This is a genomic window from Pseudomonas sp. NPDC096917 (genome assembly GCF_044762555.1).
In the GTDB taxonomy this organism is placed as follows: domain Bacteria; phylum Pseudomonadota; class Gammaproteobacteria; order Pseudomonadales; family Pseudomonadaceae; genus Aquipseudomonas.
Map to the genome: position 1 here is coordinate 1 of NZ_JBIWEO010000024.1, position 21,118 is coordinate 21,118.

21 protein-coding genes are annotated in these 21,118 nt (G+C 57.4%); 9 read left to right on the forward strand and 12 right to left on the reverse strand.

Annotated features, from left to right (window positions below; translation table 11 throughout):
• The first annotated feature begins 317 nt into the window (after positions 1 to 317).
• Positions 318 to 884: a dCTP deaminase gene (gene dcd, locus ACIQYF_RS21415; RefSeq protein ID WP_019411020.1), complete on the forward strand. Its 567-nt coding sequence runs from the start codon at positions 318 to 320 to the stop codon at positions 882 to 884.
• Between the two features lie 94 nt (positions 885 to 978).
• Complete coding sequence (locus ACIQYF_RS21420) at positions 979 to 1,188, forward strand: hypothetical protein (protein ID WP_402865812.1); 210 nt, start codon at positions 979 to 981, stop codon at positions 1,186 to 1,188.
• An 89-nt stretch (positions 1,189 to 1,277) separates the two neighbouring features.
• On the opposite strand, the gene ACIQYF_RS21425 is transcribed toward ACIQYF_RS21420, so the two are convergent.
• The 11 genes from ACIQYF_RS21425 to ACIQYF_RS21475 form a co-directional block, all read right to left on the reverse strand.
• Complete coding sequence (locus ACIQYF_RS21425) at positions 1,278 to 2,042, reverse strand: ABC transporter ATP-binding protein (protein WP_402865814.1); 765 nt, start codon at positions 2,040 to 2,042, stop codon at positions 1,278 to 1,280.
• 7 nt (positions 2,043 to 2,049) lie between these two features.
• Complete coding sequence (locus ACIQYF_RS21430; RefSeq protein WP_402865816.1) at positions 2,050 to 3,171, reverse strand: succinylglutamate desuccinylase/aspartoacylase family protein; 1,122 nt, start codon at positions 3,169 to 3,171, stop codon at positions 2,050 to 2,052.
• 9 nt (positions 3,172 to 3,180) lie between these two features.
• Positions 3,181 to 3,891, reverse strand: a complete 711-nt coding sequence (locus tag ACIQYF_RS21435) for an ABC transporter permease (protein WP_402865818.1) — start codon at positions 3,889 to 3,891, stop codon at positions 3,181 to 3,183.
• Complete coding sequence (locus ACIQYF_RS21440; protein ID WP_402865820.1) at positions 3,888 to 4,616, reverse strand: ABC transporter permease; 729 nt, start codon at positions 4,614 to 4,616, stop codon at positions 3,888 to 3,890. Before ACIQYF_RS21440 ends, ACIQYF_RS21435 begins: the two co-directional genes overlap by 4 nt.
• A 57-nt stretch (positions 4,617 to 4,673) precedes the next feature.
• Positions 4,674 to 5,456 carry a transporter substrate-binding domain-containing protein gene (locus ACIQYF_RS21445; protein ID WP_402865822.1) on the reverse strand — a complete coding sequence of 261 codons (783 nt, stop codon included), beginning with the start codon at positions 5,454 to 5,456 and terminating at the stop codon, positions 4,674 to 4,676.
• A 308-nt stretch (positions 5,457 to 5,764) separates the two neighbouring features.
• On the reverse strand, positions 5,765 to 8,227 hold the full coding sequence (locus ACIQYF_RS21450) for a penicillin acylase family protein (RefSeq protein WP_402865824.1): 2,463 nt from the start codon (positions 8,225 to 8,227) through the stop codon (positions 5,765 to 5,767).
• 197 nt (positions 8,228 to 8,424) lie between these two features.
• Entirely contained in the window at positions 8,425 to 9,063 is a 639-nt protein-coding gene (locus ACIQYF_RS21455; RefSeq protein ID WP_402865826.1) for a glutathione binding-like protein, read from the reverse strand.
• Positions 9,064 to 9,228: 165 nt separating this feature from the next.
• Positions 9,229 to 9,435, reverse strand: a complete 207-nt coding sequence (locus ACIQYF_RS21460) for an SEC-C metal-binding domain-containing protein (protein WP_322238478.1) — start codon at positions 9,433 to 9,435, stop codon at positions 9,229 to 9,231.
• Between the two features lie 7 nt (positions 9,436 to 9,442).
• A complete protein-coding gene (locus ACIQYF_RS21465) occupies positions 9,443 to 9,928 on the reverse strand; it encodes an LEA type 2 family protein (RefSeq protein WP_402865829.1) in 486 nt (161 codons plus the stop codon).
• A gap of 20 nt (positions 9,929 to 9,948) precedes the next feature.
• Positions 9,949 to 10,425 carry a YchJ family protein gene (locus tag ACIQYF_RS21470; protein ID WP_402865831.1) on the reverse strand — a complete coding sequence of 159 codons (477 nt, stop codon included), beginning with the start codon at positions 10,423 to 10,425 and terminating at the stop codon, positions 9,949 to 9,951.
• 4 nt (positions 10,426 to 10,429) lie between these two features.
• Entirely contained in the window at positions 10,430 to 10,927 is a 498-nt protein-coding gene (locus tag ACIQYF_RS21475; RefSeq protein ID WP_402865833.1) for a DUF6231 family protein, read from the reverse strand.
• Positions 10,928 to 11,250: 323 nt separating this feature from the next.
• Between ACIQYF_RS21475 and ACIQYF_RS21480 the strand changes: the two genes are divergently transcribed.
• The 3 genes from ACIQYF_RS21480 to ACIQYF_RS21490 all read left to right on the forward strand — a co-directional run bounded on the left by ACIQYF_RS21480 (position 11,251) and on the right by ACIQYF_RS21490 (position 13,171).
• A complete protein-coding gene (locus ACIQYF_RS21480) occupies positions 11,251 to 11,937 on the forward strand; it encodes an OmpA family protein (RefSeq protein ID WP_402865835.1) in 687 nt (228 codons plus the stop codon).
• 204 nt (positions 11,938 to 12,141) lie between these two features.
• On the forward strand, positions 12,142 to 12,420 hold the full coding sequence (locus tag ACIQYF_RS21485; RefSeq protein WP_402865837.1) for a DUF1145 domain-containing protein: 279 nt from the start codon (positions 12,142 to 12,144) through the stop codon (positions 12,418 to 12,420).
• On the forward strand, positions 12,413 to 13,171 hold the full coding sequence (locus tag ACIQYF_RS21490) for a collagen-like protein (RefSeq protein WP_402865839.1): 759 nt from the start codon (positions 12,413 to 12,415) through the stop codon (positions 13,169 to 13,171). Before ACIQYF_RS21485 ends, ACIQYF_RS21490 begins: the two co-directional genes overlap by 8 nt.
• Positions 13,172 to 13,300: 129 nt before the next feature.
• On the opposite strand, the gene ACIQYF_RS21495 is transcribed toward ACIQYF_RS21490, so the two are convergent.
• Complete coding sequence (locus tag ACIQYF_RS21495) at positions 13,301 to 13,765, reverse strand: CopD family protein (RefSeq protein ID WP_402865841.1); 465 nt, start codon at positions 13,763 to 13,765, stop codon at positions 13,301 to 13,303.
• A 98-nt stretch (positions 13,766 to 13,863) separates the two neighbouring features.
• Between ACIQYF_RS21495 and dinG the strand changes: the two genes are divergently transcribed.
• The 4 genes from dinG to ACIQYF_RS21515 all read left to right on the forward strand — a co-directional run bounded on the left by dinG (position 13,864) and on the right by ACIQYF_RS21515 (position 21,098).
• Positions 13,864 to 16,008, forward strand: coding sequence for an ATP-dependent DNA helicase DinG (gene dinG / locus ACIQYF_RS21500; RefSeq protein WP_402865843.1), 2,145 nt, complete (start codon positions 13,864 to 13,866; stop codon positions 16,006 to 16,008).
• A 95-nt stretch (positions 16,009 to 16,103) separates the two neighbouring features.
• Positions 16,104 to 18,455, forward strand: coding sequence for a beta-galactosidase (locus ACIQYF_RS21505; protein ID WP_402865845.1), 2,352 nt, complete (start codon positions 16,104 to 16,106; stop codon positions 18,453 to 18,455).
• A 245-nt stretch (positions 18,456 to 18,700) separates the two neighbouring features.
• Complete coding sequence (locus ACIQYF_RS21510; RefSeq protein WP_402865905.1) at positions 18,701 to 19,846, forward strand: serine hydrolase domain-containing protein; 1,146 nt, start codon at positions 18,701 to 18,703, stop codon at positions 19,844 to 19,846.
• Between the two features lie 109 nt (positions 19,847 to 19,955).
• Entirely contained in the window at positions 19,956 to 21,098 is a 1,143-nt protein-coding gene (locus tag ACIQYF_RS21515; protein ID WP_402865847.1) for an OmpA family protein, read from the forward strand.
• Positions 21,099 to 21,118 lie beyond the last annotated feature (20 nt).

Here is a 21,118-nt window from a genome sequence, read left to right on the forward strand (position 1 = left end):
AAGAACCCTGGCCGAGACTGAGTGCAAAGAGCAGGAAAAATTCTTGGAGATGGTTGGATCGAAATTCAACATATCGTGTAGAGATTCTCAGTGACACAAGCAGCACAGTGGCGCTACCTTAACCCTTTTTCCGGGACGTGCAAAGGGTCTTTGTGAAGGTTTCTCTAAAAACGTGACTGATGGTGGTCCTTACAGCCTGTATTCACGGTGACTACAGCTATTTTCAAGTTTTTTTTCCCAGCCTTTGAACCGAGCCCTCGGCCCCGGTAAGATGCCGGACAGAATTTTTCCACCTCGCTATTCAGGACACCCCCGCCATGAGCATCAAATCAGACAAGTGGATTCGCCGCATGGCGCAAGAGCACGGCATGATCGAGCCTTTCGTCGAGCGTCAGGTACGTGGCGAAGGCGCTGATCGTCTGATTTCCTACGGCGTGTCGAGCTACGGCTATGACGTTCGCTGTGCCAATGAATTCAAGGTGTTCACCAATATCAATTCGGCCACCGTTGATCCGAAGAATTTCGATGAGGGCAGCTTTGTTGATGTCACCAGCGATGTCTGCATCATCCCGCCAAACTCTTTCGCGCTGGCGCGTACCGTTGAATACTTCCGTATCCCACGTAATGTGCTGACCATCTGCTTGGGTAAAAGCACCTACGCGCGCTGCGGCATCATCGTCAACGTGACGCCGCTTGAGCCTGAGTGGGAAGGTCACGTGACGCTGGAATTCTCCAACACCACTACGCTGCCGGCCAAAATTTACGCCAACGAAGGCGTGGCACAGATGCTGTTCTTCGAATCGGACGAAGAGTGTGAAGTGTCTTACAAGGACCGTGGTGGCAAATACCAGGGTCAGCGCGGCGTGACCTTGCCACGTACCTGACGAGCTGAGGGAATTCTTGAGCGAAAAAGCACTCTACTGAGTGTATTTCCGGTTACGCACCCAGCGAGCCGGATCATCGCTCAGGAGTGCCCCTATGAAGATCGATCCGAGTATCCGCGCCCAACTGGCAAACCTTGAGCCTAATCAGGTTGGATTGTTGGCCTGGTCGCTACTCGCGTTTCCCAAGCTGCACGCAGGCGGCATCCCCGGCCAGCCTGACCCGGACACCCCGCAACCCACTGAACCCACCGAACCTGGCGTGCCGACACTGCCGGACGAGGCGCCGCCTGCCCCTGTGGCTTGATAAGCACCCAATCTGTAGGAACGAGCTGGTTCGCGATCTTTCAAACGATCGCGAGGTTCACGGTTACGTTCCCGCAGGGTGGGAGGCGCCTACTTCAAATTTCCGCTCAAAAACTGGCGCAAGCGCTCGCTTTTAGGGTTGTCCAGCACATCGCTCGGCGCGCCTTGCTCCTCTATCAGCCCCTGGTGCAGAAACACCACCTGACTCGCGACCTTGCGTGCGAAGTTCATCTCATGGGTGACCATGATCATCGTGCGGCCCTCCTCAGCCAAGCCCTGGATCACCTTCAACACTTCGCCTACAAGTTCCGGGTCCAGCGCCGAGGTGGGTTCATCGAAGAGCATCACTTCGGGCTCCATCGCCAGCGCCCGGGCAATAGCGACGCGCTGCTGTTGGCCACCCGACAAAAAAGCCGGGTACTGATCGGCTACCCGAGCAGGTAAGCCGACTTTGTCCAGGTAACGTCTGGCGCGCTCCTCAGCGTCTTTTTTACTGCGTCCCAGCACCCGGCGAGGAGCCAGGGTGATGTTCTCCAGCACGGTCATGTGGCTCCACAGGTTGAAGTGTTGAAACACCATCGCCAGCCGCGTGCGCAGGCTTTGTAACTCGGCATCATCAGCCACCCGCATGCCGTTTTTATCGCCGATCATGCGAATCAATTTGCCATCCAGGCTCATTGCGCCATCGTTAGGCGTTTCCAGAAAATTGATGCAGCGCAAAAAGGTGCTTTTCCCCGAGCCGCTGGCGCCAATCAGGCAAATCACGTCCCCGGTCTTCGCCTTGAGTGACACACCTTTGAGCACTTCATTGTCGCCATAGCTTTTATGCAGACCGTCGACACTGAGTTTGTACATGCAGACCTCAAGCAGAAAGAAGATAGCCGCTGCGGTAGGCTTCACGGCCTGCCACATGCGCAATCACCATGCCGGCAGTTGCCATTCGCCGCAGCGATCGGGCGTAAAGCAGCCCTGAATGTGAGCAGTAAACCGGGGTGAGGCGGTCATTGATGGGGTCAATGACGTCGGCTACACATTGGCCTGCCTCAAGGTAATCGCCGGGTTTGACGTGAAAGACCAGCACCCCGCCAGCCGGAGATGTGACCGGCTCGACACCGGCCAACGGTGTGGCCGGGTAGGGCAGGTCAGGCAGAGGTTTGGTTTGCCCTTCAATCGCACCCAAACGGATCAGGTAATCGATCAGCGCCTGACAATCCTGCTCGGCGAGCGCATGGCTCACATCACCTTGGCCGCGCAACTCAACGGTGACCGAGAAACTGCCCTGCGGGATAGCAAAGCAATGTTCGAAGCGTTGCTGCAATGTCCACCACAGCAGCGTGAAGCACTCATCGAACGACAGGCCGCCGGAGTCAGTTGCCAGCAGGCTGGCCTGAGCACCTAGGTAGCGCGCCAGCGGTTCCACCTGTGGCCAGGCCTCGGGCGTGGTGTACAGATGGGCCACCGCTTCAAAGTCGCAGTGCAAGTCCAGCACCACATCGGCATCGCATGCCAGTGTTTGCAGGGTCAGGCGCTGTGATTGCAGCTGTGTGGCAGGCACTTGCGCGGCCAGCGCCTTGCGCAGGTGCTGGCGGATGATGTGCAGGTTATGCGCCGGGTCGTTGTTTAGCAGCCCTTCAACGTCATCGCCGATCTGTGTGCTCAGGTCCAGAAAGTTGCGGTTGAAATTTTGCCCGCTTTCCAGTTCGTAACGACCCAGCGGGATGTCCATCACCACTTGCTCCAGGCCCACCGGGTTGGCCACAGGGACCAGCACGATTTCGCTGTGCAGACGGCCTGCGCTTTCCAGCTCGGCCAAGCGCTTTTTCAGGTGCCAGGCCACCAGCATGCCGGGCAGTTCATCGGCGTGCAGCGAAGCTTGAATGTAAACCTTGCCCTGTGGCTTGGCAGGGCCGTAATGAAAGCTGTGAATATGCCGCTCGGTGCCGGGAACAGGTGCCAGCAAGGGATGGGTTTGATGTCGCTGCATGAAAAGGTCCTAGTGGGCAGGGCCGAGAAAGGCCAACCAGCGGCGCTCCGCCAGTCGAAATAAACCGACCAAAATAAAAGTGACGCACAAATAAATGATGGCCGCGATGCCAAACGACTGGAAGGTCAAGAACGTCGCTGAGTTTGCATCCCGTGCGACCTTCAACACATCAGGGATGGTTGCGGTAAAGGCTACGGTGGTCGAGTGCAGCATCAGGATCACCTCATTGCTGTAAAACGGCAATGAACGACGCAAGGCCGAAGGCATGATCACGTAGGCATAAAGTTTCCAGCCACTGAGGCCATACGCTTTGGCTGCCTCAATTTCGCCGTGGGCCATGCTGCGAATGGAACCGGCAAAAATCTCCGTGGTGTAGGCGCAGGTGTTGAGGGCGAAGGCCAGAATGGTGCAATTCATCGCATCCCGAAAGAACGCATTCAGCTCGGGTTGGGCGCGCACGGCGGCGATGCTGTAGATCCCTGTGTAACAAATCAGCAGTTGTATATAGAGCGGTGTGCCACGAAACAGGTAGGTGTAGAACTGCACCGGCCAGCGAACCCAGCGTCTGGATGAAACCCTGGCGATTGACAGCGGAATCGACACTACAAAACCGATCACCAGCGCGGCACTCAGCAGCCACAGCGTCATGGCCAGCCCGGTAATGTGCTGACCATCGCTGTACAGAAACGGTCGCCAATATTCCTGCAACAGTTCAATCATCGTACAGCCTCCCGTGAACCTGCCGCATAACGGCGTTCCAGACGACGCAAGACGAAATTCGACGCGCTGGTGATCGCCAGATAGATAAGTGCCGCAATCACTAAAAAGTAAAACAGCTGATAAGTGCTCTTGCCCGCGTCTTGAGCGGCCTTGACCAAGTCGGCCAGACCAATGATCGACACTAGCGCCGTGGCCTTGAGCATCACCATCCAGTTATTGCCGATGCCCGGAAGGGCAAAGCGCATCATTTGCGGGAACACCACAAAGCGGAATCGTTGCCAGCGTTTCAGGCCATAAGCGGTTGCTGCTTCGACCTGACCACGAGGTACCGAGAGGATTGCGCCGCGGAATGTCTCGGTGAAGTAGGCGCCGTAGATAAACCCCAGCGTGATCACTCCGGCGCTAAACGGGTTGATTTCGATGTAATCCCATTCCATGGCATCGGTGAAGCTGGTCAACCAGGTTTGCAGGCTATAAAAAATCAGCAGCATCAGCACCAGGTCGGGTACGCCCCGAATCAGTGTTGTGTAGAGCTGGGCCGGCAGGCGCAGCAGCTTCATGCTGGAGAGTTTGGCGCTGGCGCCCAGCAGTCCGAGCAATACGCTCACCGCCAGCGACAGCACTGATAATTTGAGGGTCATCCAGGTGCCTTGCAGCAGCAAGGGGCCGAACCCCTGCAAGCTGAAGGTAGAGAGCCCCAGGTTCTGTACGAGATTTTCAAGCATGACAATCGAGCCCATGGCATTCAAAAAGGCACCCACGCAAGCGTGGGTGCCGGGGCGTTATTTGCCGCTGTACAGATTCAAATCGCCGAAGTGTTTTTTCTGGAGGGTGTCATAGGTGCCGTCCGTGTGTAACGCTTTGATACCTTTGTTGAGTAGGGCTTGTAGCTCGTTGTTACCTTTTTTGATACCGATGGCTGTTTTGGCCGGTAACAGAGGATCATCAATGGCTTTGCTGACTTCGTAATCAGCACCCTGGGGCGATTTCAAAAAGCCCAGTTCGGCTTGCAGCATGTCCTGGACCGAAGCGTCGAGACGGCCTGAAGTCAGGTCGGCATACACCTGATCCTGATTGGCGTAGGCCTTTGTGGTCACCCCGGCTTTATCCAGCACCGCCTTGGCGTAGGCTTCCTGGATGGTGCCTTGCTCATAACCAACGGTTTTGCCTTTGAGCGAGGCAGTGTCTGCGCTCAAGCCCGAGCCTTTTTTGTACACCAGTGACGTGGGGCCCGAGAACAGCTCATTAGAGAAGTCGATGACTTTTTCACGGGCCGGGGTGACGGTCATGGACGAGATGACACCGTCGAATTTGTTGGCTTTAAGGCCGGGAATCATGCCGTCAAAGTCGGATTCGACCCATTTGCACTTCACTTTCAGTTCGGCGCAGATGGCATTGCCCAAGTCGATATCAAAACCCACCAGGCTGCCGTCAGCCGCTTTGGACTCGAACGGAGCGTAGGAGGGGTCTACCCCAAAACGCAGTTCTTTGTACTCTTTGGCTAAAACAGAACCTGCAGCCATGCATAAAGTCAGTGCGGAAAGGGCCAGAAATGCTTTTTTCATTATTCAATCCCTAAAACCAATGAGCGCTTGTGGCGCGTGAGTACGGTTATTGGAGCGCTACGACCAGAGAGAAGTAGCAATAACCGAACCAGAGTGGGATAGGAGAGGAATTAAAAGGATCAATAGGGCCAACGTGTGGGTGTTGTGCGCGAAAAAAGAGCGCGGATAAAGGCGCGCTCTTAATCGGTGCGAACATTCTGCGCGCGACCTTTCTCAGGTAGGCGCTGGCACAGGCTGTGATCGTTTGATCGGCAAAAATCAGAAGATCACAGTCTGTGCCTGTTCCAACCTAAACACGCAGCCCTTTGTTACTTGCCCGGCACCAGCGTGAGGCGCGTCTTGCCGTAGACCTTATCGAAGTTCTGCGGCTGCATCGGGAAGCTGATGTATTGGCCCTTGAGCCAAGAGTCGATAGCGTCAGCGTAATGCGGGCTGGCCGGGTTGCTGGATTGGCCGGTGCTGTTTTGGCCCATCATCGGTTCGCTCTGCCCAAAGTCGACGATCATGCGCATTGCCGGAATCAACGTCGTTTCAAAGCTGTTGCTGCCGGTCTTGTACGCCGCGATGTTGAGCGTGGTGTGATCCCCCCCCGCTGCTACAGGTCCGCGAACGGTTTGGCCATTGGCATTGCGCCACAGGTAGTAATGCAGCTTGCCCCATTGCCACGCCCGGTGATCAAGGCCCAATTGGCCGTCACCGGCGCTGACGGCGGCGGCCAGGCTACGGGCCAGGATGGTCGGTTTGTCTTCTTTTTGCGGGGTGCGAATGTCGTCCCAGAACGGGCTGTCTTCACGGCCCAGCAAGTGATCGCTGACGGCCGGATACGACAGGTTGCTGTTGGCGATGAAGGCTTTCCAGCTGGCGCTGGATTCAGGGCCCAGCTCATCCAGGAAGATCTGCTTGGTGCTTTCTTGCAAAAACAGCTCATACAGCGCTGCGTCGGCCGACGTTGGGCTGAGTTTGCCGTCAAAGGCTATCAGGCGGGTCAGGGCCTCGCGGGCTTTGGCCTGATCGGCCGCAGGCAATGCGGCGATCGACTGTTTCAGCGGTTGCGCCATGCCCGGTGCAGTCAACATGGTTTTGAGCTTGGCTGCAAACAGTGTGGTCTGGTCGTACTGCATCGCGATCATGCTGCGTGCGTCTTGCTTGCCGCTGCCCGCCATCTGAGCGAGACGCTCGCTGCGCTCTGGTGACAACCACGAATTGGACAACTGCATGCCGTATCCATAAGCCGCAGTACGCTGGTTGGCCGTGCCCAGCCAGCCTTGCGCCGGGTCTTGGTCGTACGGGTGTAGCATGGCGTCCGCGTAACCGTCCCAATCGTAGCGGTTGTCCCATCCCGGTGACGGGAACAGGCCCAGGCCTTCACGGCGGTTTGGATACAGCCCGGTGACTTGCCAGCCGATATGGCTGGCGTCGGCGTACAGAAGGTTTAGTGCAATCGCACGAATTTCGCGGCTGGCGTCAGACGCGCTTTCGCTGTTTTGCGCACGGGATAAGTCGAAAAACGCATCAAGGGTTTTATCGCCCTTAACGTCCGGGGTTTGCAGGGCCAGCCCCAGGCTGCTGTCCAGCGCATTGGGTGTGCCAACAGCACTGTTCAGCAGCGGGCCGTGGCGTGTTTCGTAAATGGCTTGGCGAATCGGGCGTTGGCCTTTGACGAAGAATGTTTCGTTGCGCACCGTAGCGGGCAGCCATGTGCCATCGGCCAGGTAGTACAAGTGGTTGCCCTGACGCTTGAGCTTCTCCAGAAACACATCTTGGTTATCGCCCATTGCCATGCTCATGCCCCACGCTACCTTGCCGTTGAAGCCGGCAAACAGCGTCGGCAAGCCAGCGATAGACGCGCCAGCAGCCTGATATTTAGGCGCGCGGATTTGCACGTAATTCCAGGCTGAGGGAATACCGATCGGCTGGTGAATATCGTTGGCCAGCAGGCTTTTGCCGCTGCGGCTGCGTTGCGGACCAATCGCCCAGTCGCTTGAAGCTGTGACGCCAGGCAGATTGAGTTGGCTTATGCGCTCAAGTGCTTGAGTCACGCCACTCAAGCCTGGCAATTGGCTGGCCAGGTTCATGCCGTTGAGTTTATCGGCTTCACTGGTGGGCAATTGCTCATTGGGGTACGTCGGCGTCAGCCACGGGAGTTTGCTGGCGCTGACTTTTTGCGCCAGCACCAGCGAATTGAGTTCTTCTTGTAGATTGACCGAGGTCGAGAAGTTCAACAGGCTGAAAATCAGCGCTGAATCTTCAGGTTTCCAGTATTCAGCCTGATAGCCCGCCTGGGCGAGGTCGGACGGGAGTTTGTCGCGATAGCGGAACAGATAAGCGTTGACGCCTCGGGCATAGACTTCAAAGAATTTCTTAAGGCGTGGCGATGAGCTTTTATACAGCTCGTCTGCGTTCTTTTTGAGGTTGATGCTGCGCATCAGGCGGTCACTGTCCAACGCGTCACTGCCGTCCAGTTCAGCCAAACGGCCTTGGGCGAGCAAGCGTAGGCGCACCATTTGGCTGATGCGGTCACTGGCGTGTACGTAGCCCAGGGTGAACAGCGCATCGTGAAAGCTGCTGCTTTCTATCAGAGGGATGCCCTGGCTGTTGCGGCGAACCGAGACGTTCTGCGCCAACCCCTTGAGGGGCTGCACACCCGAGCTTGGAACCAGGCTATCGCTGGACAGGGTATTTAGCTGGCAACCGGACAAGCCCAACAGGCTGACCATTGCCGCGGCAACGCCGAACCGGGGTAAATAATGAGTAAGGGCTGGCGAGGCCATGGCAAAGCTCCTGCGGGGGTAATGTCATCGAAAGGCGCTACGTTAGTGAGGCCGATGACACTGCGCAAGCGCTATCAACAACAAGCCCCCGCAGTCGCTGCCGAAGGCTGCTAAGGGGGGCGGAGCAACCCGTTTTCTCAACGCCCCGCAACCTTCATCGCAGCCTTCGGCAGCGACCACAGTTTTTGCGCAGACGCTTACTGCGCCGGGTTGATCTGGTTCACCAGCGCGTAGGCACGCTCGGTCGCCGGGCGAGCCTTGATTCGCTCGAACCACACGTTCAGCGCCGGGAAGTCATCCAGATTCTGGCCCTGGAGCTCGTGTGACACGATCCACGGGTAAATAGCGATGTCAGCAATGCTGTATTCATTGCCCGCGACAAAATGACGGCCTTCCAGTTGCTTGTTCAACACACCGTATAGGCGAGTCGTTTCGTCGGTGTAGCGTTTGATCGCGTACGGGATTTTCTCGGGTAAGCGCTTGAAGTGATGGTTTTGCCCGGCCATGGGCCCCAGGCCGCCCATTTGCCAGAACAGCCATTGCAGGGCTACTTGGCGCCCACGCAGGTCTTTAGGCAGGAACTGGCCGATTTTTTCCGCGAGGTACAACAAGATGGCGCCTGACTCAAACAGCGACAGAGGCTCGCCCCCATCGGCTGGTGCGTGATCGACAATCGCCGGAATGCGGTTGTTCGGGGCGATCTTCAGGAAGGAGGGCTTGAACTGTTCGTTTTTGCCGATATTCACCGGATGCACGGTGTAAGGCAGGCCGGCCTCTTCAAGAAACAAAGAGATTTTGTGGCCGTTGGGAGTGGTCCAGTAATAAAGATCAATCATGAAGGGCTCCTGAGGGGCAGAGTCACGCAGTCATAGCGGCTCACTAAGGGCTGCCAGTTTTACTCCCAATGCCTCCACCCTTGAAAGGGCCTGCTCAGTCAGACTCCAAAAAACAAACGCCGCACGTGCTAAGGCAGGTGCGGCGTTTGCAGGGCGGTCTGAAGATCAGGCGCCGTGGCACTTCTTGAATTTTTTGCTGCTGCCGCACGGGCAAGGATCGTTGCGGCCAATGTCTTTCAGTTCATTTCGCACGGGCTCTTGAGGGGCGTGGCCGCAGTTCGGGCCATGCACGTGGCCGTGATCGTGGTCATGCGCGTGATGATCATGATCGTGGTTGCAGTCAGGGCCATGAACGTGGGGTTGCTGGGTCATTACTTAATCACTCTGGAATAAAATCGCCGGGCATTATCTCGCCTTTACGCACCACGTGCACGTCGGAACCGAAGAACAGGCCCGTTTCCAGCGTGCCATCCAGCCGATAAGGGACAGGCTGGTCAGGGGATTCAAGCAATTTGATCAAGGGACGCACCTGCGGCCACAAGTTGGTTCGCACGGGCACGACGAACACCTTAAAGCTGTTTGGCTCGACGCTGAACCATCTGTCGTACTCACCTTCAGTCAGTTTTATCTCGCCCAGATAGAGCGAATAGCTGAGGCCACGCACCGTGAGGGTTGAGTCACTCGGGTTATCCACCCTAAAACGCAGCTTGAAGTGTTGCTCCAAGAGTTTGGCCTTGACCAGTTCGACCTTGACCAGGTGCAGATCCGGATTTTTGTCTGTGGATTCAAACCACGACGCGCAACCGGACAACGCCAGCATCATCACCAGGGCGATTGTTTTTGTTATTCGTGCCCGAGAATTCATTGCCTGCTCCCTTTTTTGCTCTAGCTGCCCATATAACTCGCACAGCACTTTTTGAACTTCAGCCCACTGTCACAGGGGCAGGCATCGTTGCGCCCGACCTTGAGTGGCACCGTTGGATCGATGAAGTACCAGCGCCCTGCGCTTTGTACAAAGCAGGAACGCTCGCGGTGGCTGTGTTCACCCTCGGTGTCATGCCAACGTGCAGTAAAGGTCACAAAAGCATGTTCGGGTTGGCCACCGAACACTTCGCTGCTTTCTACTGCCAGCCCCAGCCAAGTGCTTTGTGCGCTCCAGTGGGCAATGGACTGACGGTCGAGTCCGGCCTGTTGCACAGGCAGGGTGGTATCGACCAGATAGTCGATCAGGCCCAGCACGTAGGCGCTGTAGCGCGAGCGCATCAATGTCTCTGCGCTGGGTGCCGGGTGCCCGGCGTGATAATGCCCGCAGCAGGCGTCCAGCAAATTGCCGCTGCCACAGGGGCAAATGGATGTGCTCATCGGCTTACCACCAATACTTACCAAAGTTTTCCGGGTTTGCCCAAAACCTGGCATTCAGCCAGTCAGGCACTTGTTTGTATTCGCGCAAGTCATAAGTGAACAAGGTCAGCACCTGTTCATCGCGCTGAAAGCGTTCATTACTTTGCAGCGCAAGTGCGAAAAAGTCGGTGTCTTTCCAGTCGCAAGCCGCCAGATCGGCCAACACCGCGATGCGGCTGGCGTTCAGGTTGCGAATCCCGCCGAGCAGTTCCAGGCCCGTGCGCTTGGGTAAATGCTCCAGACAATCGACCACCAGCGCGAGGTCAAAACGCTGTGCGGCCAGCTCTGGCGGTAATGCGCCGGGAGCTGCATGGGCCACGACCGCTTGCGGATGAGCGTTTTGAAACGCTTGCAATGCGGGGAACTGGCTGGCGCCGACCACCAGCAAGCGCTGTGGCGCGTAGAGATCAAGCAGCGCCGCCAGGGCTTGCTGAGGTGTGCGTGTAGAAATGCCAGACGTCATTGTTAGTCCTCAATCAGAGCGTCCAAGACTAGCCTGCTGCGGGCTTGCAGCCTAGGGTCTGTTCCCGTTTCATTGCAGCCACGTGGGCTTTCGTCCCTGGGGGCCCCGCGTCAAATTTAGCCAGGCGGTGTTGCAGAGCTTGAGAAGGGAACAACCATTCTCCTGGCTCTGCGCCTTGCCTGGCTAAATTTGACCCAGCGACGCGGCTTGCAATGAAACGGGAACAGACCGTAGGGGGGATGTGCATGCTGGCTAATAGCCGAACTGCAGTCTTTACTTTCAACCCATCGGCCCATTGCCGACCCCCTCAGGAGAGACCCTTTATGAGCATCATCAGGACCGCCGTACCTTTGATTGTTCTGACCAGCGTGTTGACAGGCTGCGCCGGGTTACAAAAAACCGATTGGCCCACGTGTGCGGCGGTTGGCGGCGTAGGAGGGGCAGCATTGGGCGCGATCAACAGCTCTGCCTGGGCAGGCGGGGGGGCCGTCTTCGGTGCGGGTATGGCCGCCGCGTACTGCTGGGTGCATGGCGATGCAGACGGCGATGGTGTGCCTGACAGTCGCGACAAGTGCCCGGACACCCCCAAAGGCGTGAAAGTCGACGCGGTGGGCTGCCCTATCGTGGCAGTGGTCGTGGTGGAGCAAGTGGTTGTGGTTAAAGAAGAAACCATTGTGGTGCGTGATGTTCACTTTGAATTCAACTCGGCAAAACTGACCGCCGCTGACAAAGACAAGCTCAACGTGATTGCCGTACGTCTGAAAAAAGACGCGGCCAACGCCCAGCTTAAAGTCACCGGTTACACCGACAGCGTGGGTAAAGACGCCTATAACCTCAAACTGTCGAAAGAGCGGGCGCAATCGGTGGTCGAGTACTTGATCGAAAGCGGGGTGCCACGCAATCAGTTTGTCTCCGTTGTGGGCGCGGGTGAGTCGAATCCGGTTGCCACCAACCAGACACCTGAGGGGCGTGCGCTCAACCGCCGCACAGAGATTCAAATCATTCGTTAAGTCAGGTGCGCCGCGCAATTCGCTGACCTGTTGCGAATTGACGAAAGACGCATGTTAGAGCGGCGCGATGGGTGTCAGGGTTCGCTGTCGGGTTGTCCAGGGGAAACCGGCTCGCAGCGAATCTTTTTTTTAAGAGGCCACTGGCGTGGTGCTCCTGCTAGCCGTTAATGTGCGCTCAAAGAAAAACATAGAAAGGGCGGTTGTATGAAGGTGCTTTGGGGGCTGGGGAAGGCTTTGACGTTGTTGTTCTGGGTTGTCGTTGTGATCAATGTATTTAAACCACTGAGCAACCCATTCGATTTACTGATTAATCTGGCAGGGAGTCTGTTGTTTTTGACTCATTTGCTTGAGCTGTTGTTGTTCAACAGCAGCCTGAAAGGGCGCCCCCATCCTTGGCGCGATCGCCTGTACATCCTTTTAATCGGAATTCTGCACGTACAAACCCTCCCTAAATCTCCCGGACAAGGCAACAGCCATGCGTAAGTTATGTTTACTGGCTGCCTTATGCAGCCCATTCGCTCATGCCGAGGTGGTGCAGGTTGAAGCCAACTCGATGATGCGCCTGCCGGCTAATGTGGCTGTATTGAGGCTGGAAAAGCTCGACGTGGCGGATTACGGCACGCTGTTGATTCCGGCGGGTGTCAGCCAGGTCAACATTGACCAGCTGCATTTGGGGCATGAGTCGCGCATCGTTATCGTGCCTGCCGAGCGCGGGATCGAATTGCACGTGGCACGTGCCGACCTTGGTGAAGGCAGCCAGATCAGCGCACGTGGCGCGTCGGGGACGTTTGAAAGGCCGGCCCGGCCAGCGCGTGACTTGAACCTCAGGATCGAATCGCTGCAAGCCCCGCAACTCTTGATCGATGCCCGTGGCGGCAGCGGTGCGCCGGGTTTTGCCGGGCTTGATGGCGGTAATGGTGATGAACCGGGTTGTACGTGGGGTTCTGCAGGTTCAGGTGCCAATGGTGATGACGGCGGCAATGGCCACCAAGGCGCAGCAGGTGCTCAGGTGCGGGTCCAATTGCCTCGTGATTTCCCGGACGAGCAGATCAAGGTGCTGGTTGAGGGTGGTCCCGGCGGCAAGCCTGGTCAGGCCGGTCGCCCGGGTGTCGGGGGTAAATCCAAAGGCTGTATTGTTTATCGCACAGACGCGGGCAAATCGGGACGCCCAGGCCAAGCCGGGCAACCCGGTGAAGCAGGCAGACCAGGTGCAGTGACCATTCAGCGCTTGTAATCCGTCAAGCGTGTAACCGCTGCCGCAGGTTGCGATAAGGGTCGCAGGCCTTCGCTTTTTATTCAAAAGCAGGGCCGCTGCGCAGCCCATCGCAGCCAGCGGCAGCGGCTACAGGTGTGTGCAAGCGTCTTAAAACATCGGCCGCGCCGCAGCAATCGCCACGACCACCAGGCCCAGCACCAGATTGCACCCGACCAGGCGTCGAATCCGCCCCATGATCGCCGCTCCTGCGGCCCATTCCTGCGCCTCCACGGCCTTGCGCAACTCTGGCAGTTGCAGCGACTGAATCCGGATGAACAGCGCCACCATCACGATGTACAGCCCCATCATGATCTGCACATAGCGAGGGGCCGTTTCGAAGCCGCTAAAGCGCATTTGCAGCAGGCCCATGCCGCTGATCGGCAAAATCACCACAGCCACCCACACCCAGACAAAAAAACGTTGAAACACTTCTACCCACAGCTTCAACCGCGCAGGGCCTTCAAGGGCCGTCATAGCCGCGGGGCGCAGGATCATCCAGGCGAAAAACATCCCGCCCACCCAGATCAGAGCGGCCAGTAAGTGCAGGCTGTAAGCAACGGCAAAGGCGGTCATCGAGGTACTCCGTTCGGCGCAGAATCAATTAGCGGGGTATGATAGCGGCCATTCGAACCACTGAAAATTTATCCAGCGTTTCTTGCGCCCGAAGAACCATGATTAGTACCGAACTCAAATCCCAGATCCAGGGCGCATACTCGCGTTTTCTCGAAGCCAAAAGCCTCAAGCCGCGCTATGGCCAGCGTTTGATGATCGCTGAAGTGGCCAAAGTGCTGGGCGATATCGACACCGACGAAGAAAACCACCGCAGTGGCGACCCGGCGGTGGTTGCCGTTGAGGCGGGCACCGGCACCGGTAAAACCGTCGCCTACAGCCTGGCGGCCATTCCGACGGCCAAGGCCGCAGGCAAGCGTCTGGTTATCGCCACGGCGACCGTCGCGCTGCAGGAGCAAATTGTCTACAAAGACCTGCCGGACTTGATGCGCAACAGCGGACTGAATTTCAGCTTTGCCTTGGCCAAGGGCCGTGGGCGTTACATGTGCCTCTCCAAACTCGACATGTTGCTGCAAGAGGGCCACGCGCAAACCGCGACGGCGCAGCTGTTTGAAGAGGAAGGCTTCAAGATTGAAGTCGATGAAGCGAGCCAAAAACTGTTTACCAGCATGATCGAAAAACTGGCGGGCAATAAGTGGGACGGAGACCGCGACAGCTGGCCCCAGGCCCTGGAGGACCAGGACTGGGCGCGCCTGACCACCGACCACAGCCAGTGCACCAGCCGCCATTGCCCAAACTTCGGGCAGTGCGCCTTTTACAAGGCCCGTGAAGGGATGGGCAAGGTCGACGTCATCGTCACCAACCACGACATGGTATTGGCCGACCTGGCCCTCGGGGGCGGCGCCGTGTTGCCCGACCCGCGTGACACCTTGTATGTGTTCGACGAAGGCCACCACCTGCCAGACAAGGCCATCGGCCACTTTGCACACTACACTCGCTTGCGTTCGACCGCTGACTGGCTGGAGCAAACGGGCAAAAATCTCACTAAATTGCTCGCTCAGCACCCGCTGCCTGGCGATTTGGGGCGTTTACTGGAGCAAGTGCCTGAGCTGACGAAAGAGATCAAGGCCCAGCAACAGTTCATGTTCAGTGCCTGCGAGCAAATTGCTGATTTCAAAGTCGGTGAAGAACCCGAAGGGCGTGAACGTCCGCGCCATCGCTTTGTCGGCGGCTTGATTCCTGATCACCTGCGTGAAATGGGCGTTGAGTTGAAGAAAGGCTTTTCGCGGCTGACCGATGTGTTCACCCGGTTGACTGAGTTGCTCAAGGACGGCATGGAGGGTGAGGTCAACATTGGCATCACCAGCCAGCAAGCCGAAGAGTGGTACCCGCTGTTCGGCAGCCTGCTGTCCCGTGCTCAGGGCAACTGGGAGCTATGGACGGCGTTCACCACCGAAGACCCGGAAGACAACCCGCCCATGGCGCGCTGGCTGACCTTGGCTGAAAGTGGTTCGCTGTTTGATATCGAAGTGAACGCCAGCCCGATTCTTGCGGCTGAAATGCTGCGTCGCAACCTGTGGAACGTGGCGTATGGCGCGCTGGTGACATCGGCCACGCTGACGGCATTGGGCACCTTTGACCGTTTTCGCATGCGTGCCGGTTTGCCCAGAACGGCTGTTACAGCGGTAGTGCCGAGCCCATTTCACCATGCCGACGCGGGTGTGCTGCGGGTTCCGGACCTCAAGGCTGATCCACGTGATGCAACGGCACACACCGCTGCGATCATTCGTGAGCTGCCAGGGTTGGTTGAGGGCTCGCGGGGCACATTGGTGCTGTTTTCATCGCGCAAACAAATGCAGGACGTGTTCGACGGCCTGGAGCGTGACTGGCGCAAGCAAGTGTTTATCCAGGGCAACTTGTCCAAGCAGGAAACCCTCAATAAGCACAAGGCGCGGGTCGATGGTGGGGATTCTAGCGTGCTGTTTGGCCTGGCCAGTTTTGCCGAAGGCGTGGACTTGCCCGGCGCTTACTGCGAACACGTGGTGATTGCCAAAATTCCATTTTCAGTGCCCGATGATCCGGTTGAAGCTGCATTGGCCGAATGGATCGAAGCCCGTGGCGGCAATCCCTTCATGGAAATTTCGGTGCCTGATGCTTCGCTCAAGCTGGTTCAGGCTTGCGGGCGCTTGCTGCGCACCGAACAAGACCGCGGCACTATCACCTTGCTCGATCGCAGGCTGGTCACGCAGCGCTATGGCAAAGCTATCCTGAATGCCTTGCCTCCGTTCCGTCGCGAAATTTCTTAAGCGCAAGTCGGTGTTGTCGCCGACCTTGCTGTCCTTGTTGAGACATTCATGACCTCACAGGCCCTTTGCTGGCCGTCAGGGAGAGTTATATCCATATGATTCGCCGTTCGTTGTCTGCCTTTTTCGCGTTGCTGGTCACGACCCCGTTGCTGGCGGCGCCTTCCGGCCAGCAAACCCTGTTTAACTTCGTTCGCCCGGCTGATGTGGTGCGCGTGGCAACTGTTGATGCGAGCCTGCCGCAATACAATGCGGAGCAGACGGCCCAGGGAGAGGTTTTGCGCCGTGTGACCTTCAACCCGGCAACGGCGCCAAGCGTGCGTTTAACGCCGCAAACCGGGGTGTGGGACTGGTCGCAGTCCGGGATGATGACCCTGCGCATTCAAAACGCGATGAGCTGGGCCCTCACGCTCGACGTGACGGTTCAAAGCAGTAACGGCAATACCCTCACCAGCCGTGTCGACCTGCCTGCAGGGCCCGCGCAAACCTTGTTATTGCCGCTGCAAGCCTATTCGCCGCGCAGTCAGGGCATGCGTGCTGGCCCGCCGATGCCAACCATGGTCGATGGGCAGCGTATCTTGCTGGCCAGCAGCGAGGGGCAGATTGATCGCAGCCAAGTGGTGTCGGTGACCTTGTCGATCCCGCAACCCAAAGCCGCGCAAAGCATCCTGCTGGAGCGTTTTGGGGTGCAGGACAGTGACGGCGTGATCAAGACCGTCTACAGCTCGATCGTTGACGGTTACGGCCAGTCGACCCGGGCCAAATGGCCTGAGCGGGTGGCCAATGATGAGCAGCTCAAAGCGGCTGCGGCCAAAGAACAGCAGCAACTCAAGGGCTGGTTGGCCGCACGTACAGGTCTTGACCCCTACGGAGGTTTGCTCAAGGGGCCAGCCTTTGAAGCCACTGGTTTTTTCCGCACCGAAAAGCGCAATGGTCGCTGGCATCTAGTGACCCCCGAAGGGCACCCGTTTTATTCGCTGGGCCTGAACGCCGTGACGGCCAACGACAGCCAGACCTACGTGGCCGGGCGTGAATGGATGTTTACGGATCTGCCTAAAGACGCCAGCCCTTTGGCCGCTTTTTACGGTGCATCGAACCATCGCAACAACACGGGCTCATCTCAGGGGCGGGCCTTTAACGGTGGGCGCTGGTACAACTTTTATACGGCCAACGTGCAGCGCATTAACGCAGAGCCGTGCGTCGCCGCAAAAGCCGAGCCCGCTACCGATCCAGTCGCTGAGTGTGGCCCACAAGCATTTGATCCCAAACGCTGGCAGACCCATGCCCTGGATCGCTTGCAAGCCTGGGGTTTCAATACCGTTGGCAACTGGAGCGACCCGCAGCTGGGCCTCAATGATCGTGTGCCTTACACCTTGCCGCTGTCGATCGTGGGAGACTACAACAGCATCAGCACGGGCTCCGACTGGTGGGGCGGTATGCCTGACCCGTTTGACCCGCGCTTTGCCATGGCCGCCGAGCGCGCCGTGGCGATTGCCGCTCGCGACCATCGGGATGACCCTTGGTTGATCGGTTATTTCGCGGATAACGAACTGGCGTGGGCCGGGGCGGGTGATGACCCCAAAGCGCGTTATGCGCTGGCATTAGGTACGTTGCGCATGACCACGGATGCACCGGCCAAACGTGCGTTTCTTAAACTGTTGCGCGATAAGTACCGCAACCAGCAAGGCTTGTCCAAAGCGTGGGGTGTCGATATTCCGGCTTGGGAGTTAATGGAAGACCCAGGTTTCGAGGGGCCGTTGCCTGACGCTGAGCACCCAGAAATCGAGGCGGACTACAAATATTTCCAAAAGGTCTTTGCAGAAACCTACTTCAAAACACTGTCCGACTCGCTGAAATGGCATGCACCGAACCATTTACTGTTGGGCGGGCGCTTTGCTGTCAGCACCCCGGAAGCGGTGGCCGCATGCGCGAAATACTGCGACGTGCTGAGTTTTAACTTCTACACCTTGCAACCCCAAGACGGCTATGACTTCGCCCAACTGCGAGCGTTGGACAAGCCAGTGATGATTACCGAATTCAACTTTGGCTCCCGCGATCGAGGTCCGTTCTGGGGGGGCGTGACCGAAGTGGCCAACGAAGACGCGCGTGGGCCGGCCTATGCCAAGTTTGTTCAACAGGCTGTGGCCGAGCCGTCGATCGTCGGGGTTCACTGGTTCCAGTATCTGGATCAGCCGGTGACTGGCCGTTTGCTCGACGGTGAAAACGGCCACTTCGGCATGATCGGCATCACCGACTTGCCGTTTACCGGCTTTGTCGACAGCGTACGCAAAACCAACCTGCAAGCCCTTGAACGGCTCAGTCAAGAAGCATCCAAAGCCCAAGTTGATGCGGACGAAGCGCTGAAAGCGCCCCGGCACACCCCGCTTGATGGCAGCGATGGAGGCTCTGGCTCAGGGCATGCAGGCGGACACTCTGGCAAAGGTCACTGATTTCGTATCACCTGATGAGCGGCGATACACTTCGTCGCTCTGAGGGGGGCGGGCTTTCCTTTATCCCTATTGCACTTATGAAACACTTTTTTTCACAAAAAAATCATCTCGACGCTGATACCTTCCTCTGCGGCTCGTAAATGCACAAAAATTGTCCGTTTTGAATGCGTTGTTCTGTTTCAAAAATTGACTGGGACTGGAACAATGCACGCCTTGTAGAGCCATGCTTGATCCAGGAGGTAGGGGTGCAGATTCAGGGGTTTCATGACCTTAAGTTCGAAGCCGTACGTGACGCATTCGCTGATCTATTCAATGATCCACAGGAGCGCGGTGCGGCACTGTGCATCCAGATAGGTGGTGAAACAGTGCTCGACCTTTGGGCTGGAACGGCTGACAAGGACGGCGAGCAACCTTGGCACACCGACACCCTTGCCAACCTGTTTTCATGCACCAAGACCTTTACTGCCGTGACGGCATTGCAGTTGGTGGAGGAGGGCAAACTTGCGCTGGATGTCCCCGTCGCGCGTTATTGGCCCGAGTTTGCCGCAGCCGGTAAAGAAGCCATCACCCTGCGCCAGTTGTTGAGCCATCGGGCAGGTCTGCCGGCATTGCGTGAATTAATGCCGCCTACCGCTCTCTATGAATGGCAAACCATGGTCGATGCGCTGGCCGCAGAAGCACCGTGGTGGACCCCAGGCGAAGGTCATGGTTATGCAGCCATTACCTATGGCTGGTTGGTAGGCGAGTTGATTCGTCGCGCCGACGGGCGCAGTCCGGGTCAATCGATCATGGCGCGCACGGCTAAGCCGCTGGAGCTGGACTTTCATGTCGGGCTCGGCGATGAAGAGTTTTATCGAGTGGCGCACATCGCCCGCAGCAAGGGCAGCATGGGGGATGCCGCGGCTCAGCGGCTCTTGAAAGCGATGATGAATGAACCTACGTCTATGACTACGCGGGCATTTGCCAACCCTCCGTCTATCATGACCAGCACCAATAAGCCGGAGTGGCGCCGAATGGAGCAGCCGGCGGCCAATGGTCATGGCAATGCCCGTAGCCTTGCCGGTTTCTATAGTGGTTTGCTGGATGGCCGTTTGCTGGAGGCCGAGATGCTGGAGCAACTGACCCGAGAACACAGTCTGGGCGAGGATAAAACCTTGCGCACACAGACCCGTCTTGGTCTGGGCTGCATGCTGGACCAGCCTGATGTCCCGAATGCTACCTTTGGTCTTGGGCCGAAGGCTTTCGGCCATCCAGGGGCGGGGGGGTCAATTGGTTTTGCCGATCCGGAGCGAGAGGTGGCTTTCGGATTTGTGACCAATACACTGGGACCTTATGTATTGATGGACCCACGCGTGCAAAAGTTGGTGAAAGTATTGGCGAGCTGTTTATAACGGTCAATTGTAGGCCGTAGGTCGGAACACTCTGGCTTTTATGTGTTCAATACGTTTTTTTATACGGGCTTAGTGCCTCTTTATTCTTAATTCATTGTGTGGATATTCAATGTCATCTAATAAGACCCTCGCTCTGGCTCTTTGCCTGGCTATTACCGGTTGCGCACAAACTCCACAGAATGACGCCGACAATGGCCACAAATGGTGGCAGTTTGGGTCGTCTGATGCAGCACCGACTTCTGGGGACAAGAACGCCAGCGCTTCGGCAAAGCCCACGGACTCTAAAGTCACCCCGCCTCTTGCCAAAGCTGCCCCAGCCCCAGCCCCGGCTCCTGCTGCTGCTGCTGCTCAAACCAAAGACAGCGGTGCTAGCTGGTGGCCCTTTGGTTCTGACTCTGCCAAGAAGGACGCTGCGCCTGACAAACAACCGGTTGTTGCCAAGGTGGCTACCGCACCTGCCAGCGGTGCGAGCAGTTCCAAAAACTGGTGGTGGCCATTTGGGGGGGATGACAAAGACACCAAGCCGGCACCTGTTGGTGTGATCCCGATGCCGGATCCGAAAATCACTCAGGCCTGGCTGGACGAATACGAGCCGCGTCTGCGCGTTGCGATCAAAGACAGTAACTTGCAGCTGGAGCGCCGCGAGAATTTGCTGGTGATCGTGGCTTCGGCTGATAGCTCATTCAAAGCCACCCGCCCGGATTTGCTGATGCCTTCCATGCTTGGCCCGTTCACTCGTGTTGCTAAAGTGGTCGAAGGTGACCCTAAAACCGCCGTGCTGGTACTGGGTCATGCTGATTCCTCAGGTGCCATGGCGAACAACACGCGCTTGAGCCTGGACCGCGCCAAGTCAGTTGCTGCGATCTTCCGCATGAGCGGTTTGCAAGGCAGTCGTCTGACGCTGCGCGGTATGGGCTCGGTGATGCCACGTGCGGCTAACGACAGTAACGAAGGCCGTGCATTGAACCGTCGTGTGGAAATTCTGATGACCCCGCAAGCGACCATGTTGGCGCTGGTCAGCAAGTACAGCCAGCCTGTGCTGACACCAGAAGAACTGGTGGCGGTACAACCGGCTGTTGCACCATCGACTATTGCCAAGAAGGGCGCTACGCCAGTTGCCAAGAAAGCTGCCGTAGCCAAAAAAGCCGCACCGGCTAAAAAGGCAGTGAAGCCTGCTCCAGCCAAAAAATCGGAAGTGGCCAAAGCCGCTACTGACAAAAAGGTTGCTGCCAACGATCAAACCAAGAACTGATAGGTTTCGGGAAGGACTGC

Bases quoted from the DNA above. Each gene is read 5' to 3' on its own strand.
- dcd (WP_019411020.1), top strand. From the start codon at position 318: ATGAGCATCAAATCAGACAAGTGGATTCGCCGCATGGCGCAAGAGCAC.
- ACIQYF_RS21420 (WP_402865812.1), top strand. From the start codon at position 979: ATGAAGATCGATCCGAGTATCCGCGCCCAACTGGCAAACCTTGAGCCT.
- ACIQYF_RS21425 (WP_402865814.1), bottom strand. From the start codon at position 2,042: ATGTACAAACTCAGTGTCGACGGTCTGCATAAAAGCTATGGCGACAAT.
- ACIQYF_RS21430 (WP_402865816.1), bottom strand. From the start codon at position 3,171: ATGCAGCGACATCAAACCCATCCCTTGCTGGCACCTGTTCCCGGCACC.
- ACIQYF_RS21435 (WP_402865818.1), bottom strand. From the start codon at position 3,891: ATGATTGAACTGTTGCAGGAATATTGGCGACCGTTTCTGTACAGCGAT.
- ACIQYF_RS21440 (WP_402865820.1), bottom strand. From the start codon at position 4,616: ATGCTTGAAAATCTCGTACAGAACCTGGGGCTCTCTACCTTCAGCTTG.
- ACIQYF_RS21445 (WP_402865822.1), bottom strand. From the start codon at position 5,456: ATGAAAAAAGCATTTCTGGCCCTTTCCGCACTGACTTTATGCATGGCT.
- ACIQYF_RS21450 (WP_402865824.1), bottom strand. From the start codon at position 8,227: ATGGCCTCGCCAGCCCTTACTCATTATTTACCCCGGTTCGGCGTTGCC.
- ACIQYF_RS21455 (WP_402865826.1), bottom strand. From the start codon at position 9,063: ATGATTGATCTTTATTACTGGACCACTCCCAACGGCCACAAAATCTCT.
- ACIQYF_RS21460 (WP_322238478.1), bottom strand. From the start codon at position 9,435: ATGACCCAGCAACCCCACGTTCATGGCCCTGACTGCAACCACGATCAT.
- ACIQYF_RS21465 (WP_402865829.1), bottom strand. From the start codon at position 9,928: ATGAATTCTCGGGCACGAATAACAAAAACAATCGCCCTGGTGATGATG.
- ACIQYF_RS21470 (WP_402865831.1), bottom strand. From the start codon at position 10,425: ATGAGCACATCCATTTGCCCCTGTGGCAGCGGCAATTTGCTGGACGCC.
- ACIQYF_RS21475 (WP_402865833.1), bottom strand. From the start codon at position 10,927: ATGACGTCTGGCATTTCTACACGCACACCTCAGCAAGCCCTGGCGGCG.
- ACIQYF_RS21480 (WP_402865835.1), top strand. From the start codon at position 11,251: ATGAGCATCATCAGGACCGCCGTACCTTTGATTGTTCTGACCAGCGTG.
- ACIQYF_RS21485 (WP_402865837.1), top strand. From the start codon at position 12,142: ATGAAGGTGCTTTGGGGGCTGGGGAAGGCTTTGACGTTGTTGTTCTGG.
- ACIQYF_RS21490 (WP_402865839.1), top strand. From the start codon at position 12,413: ATGCGTAAGTTATGTTTACTGGCTGCCTTATGCAGCCCATTCGCTCAT.
- ACIQYF_RS21495 (WP_402865841.1), bottom strand. From the start codon at position 13,765: ATGACCGCCTTTGCCGTTGCTTACAGCCTGCACTTACTGGCCGCTCTG.
- dinG (WP_402865843.1), top strand. From the start codon at position 13,864: ATGATTAGTACCGAACTCAAATCCCAGATCCAGGGCGCATACTCGCGT.
- ACIQYF_RS21505 (WP_402865845.1), top strand. From the start codon at position 16,104: ATGATTCGCCGTTCGTTGTCTGCCTTTTTCGCGTTGCTGGTCACGACC.
- ACIQYF_RS21515 (WP_402865847.1), top strand. From the start codon at position 19,956: ATGTCATCTAATAAGACCCTCGCTCTGGCTCTTTGCCTGGCTATTACC.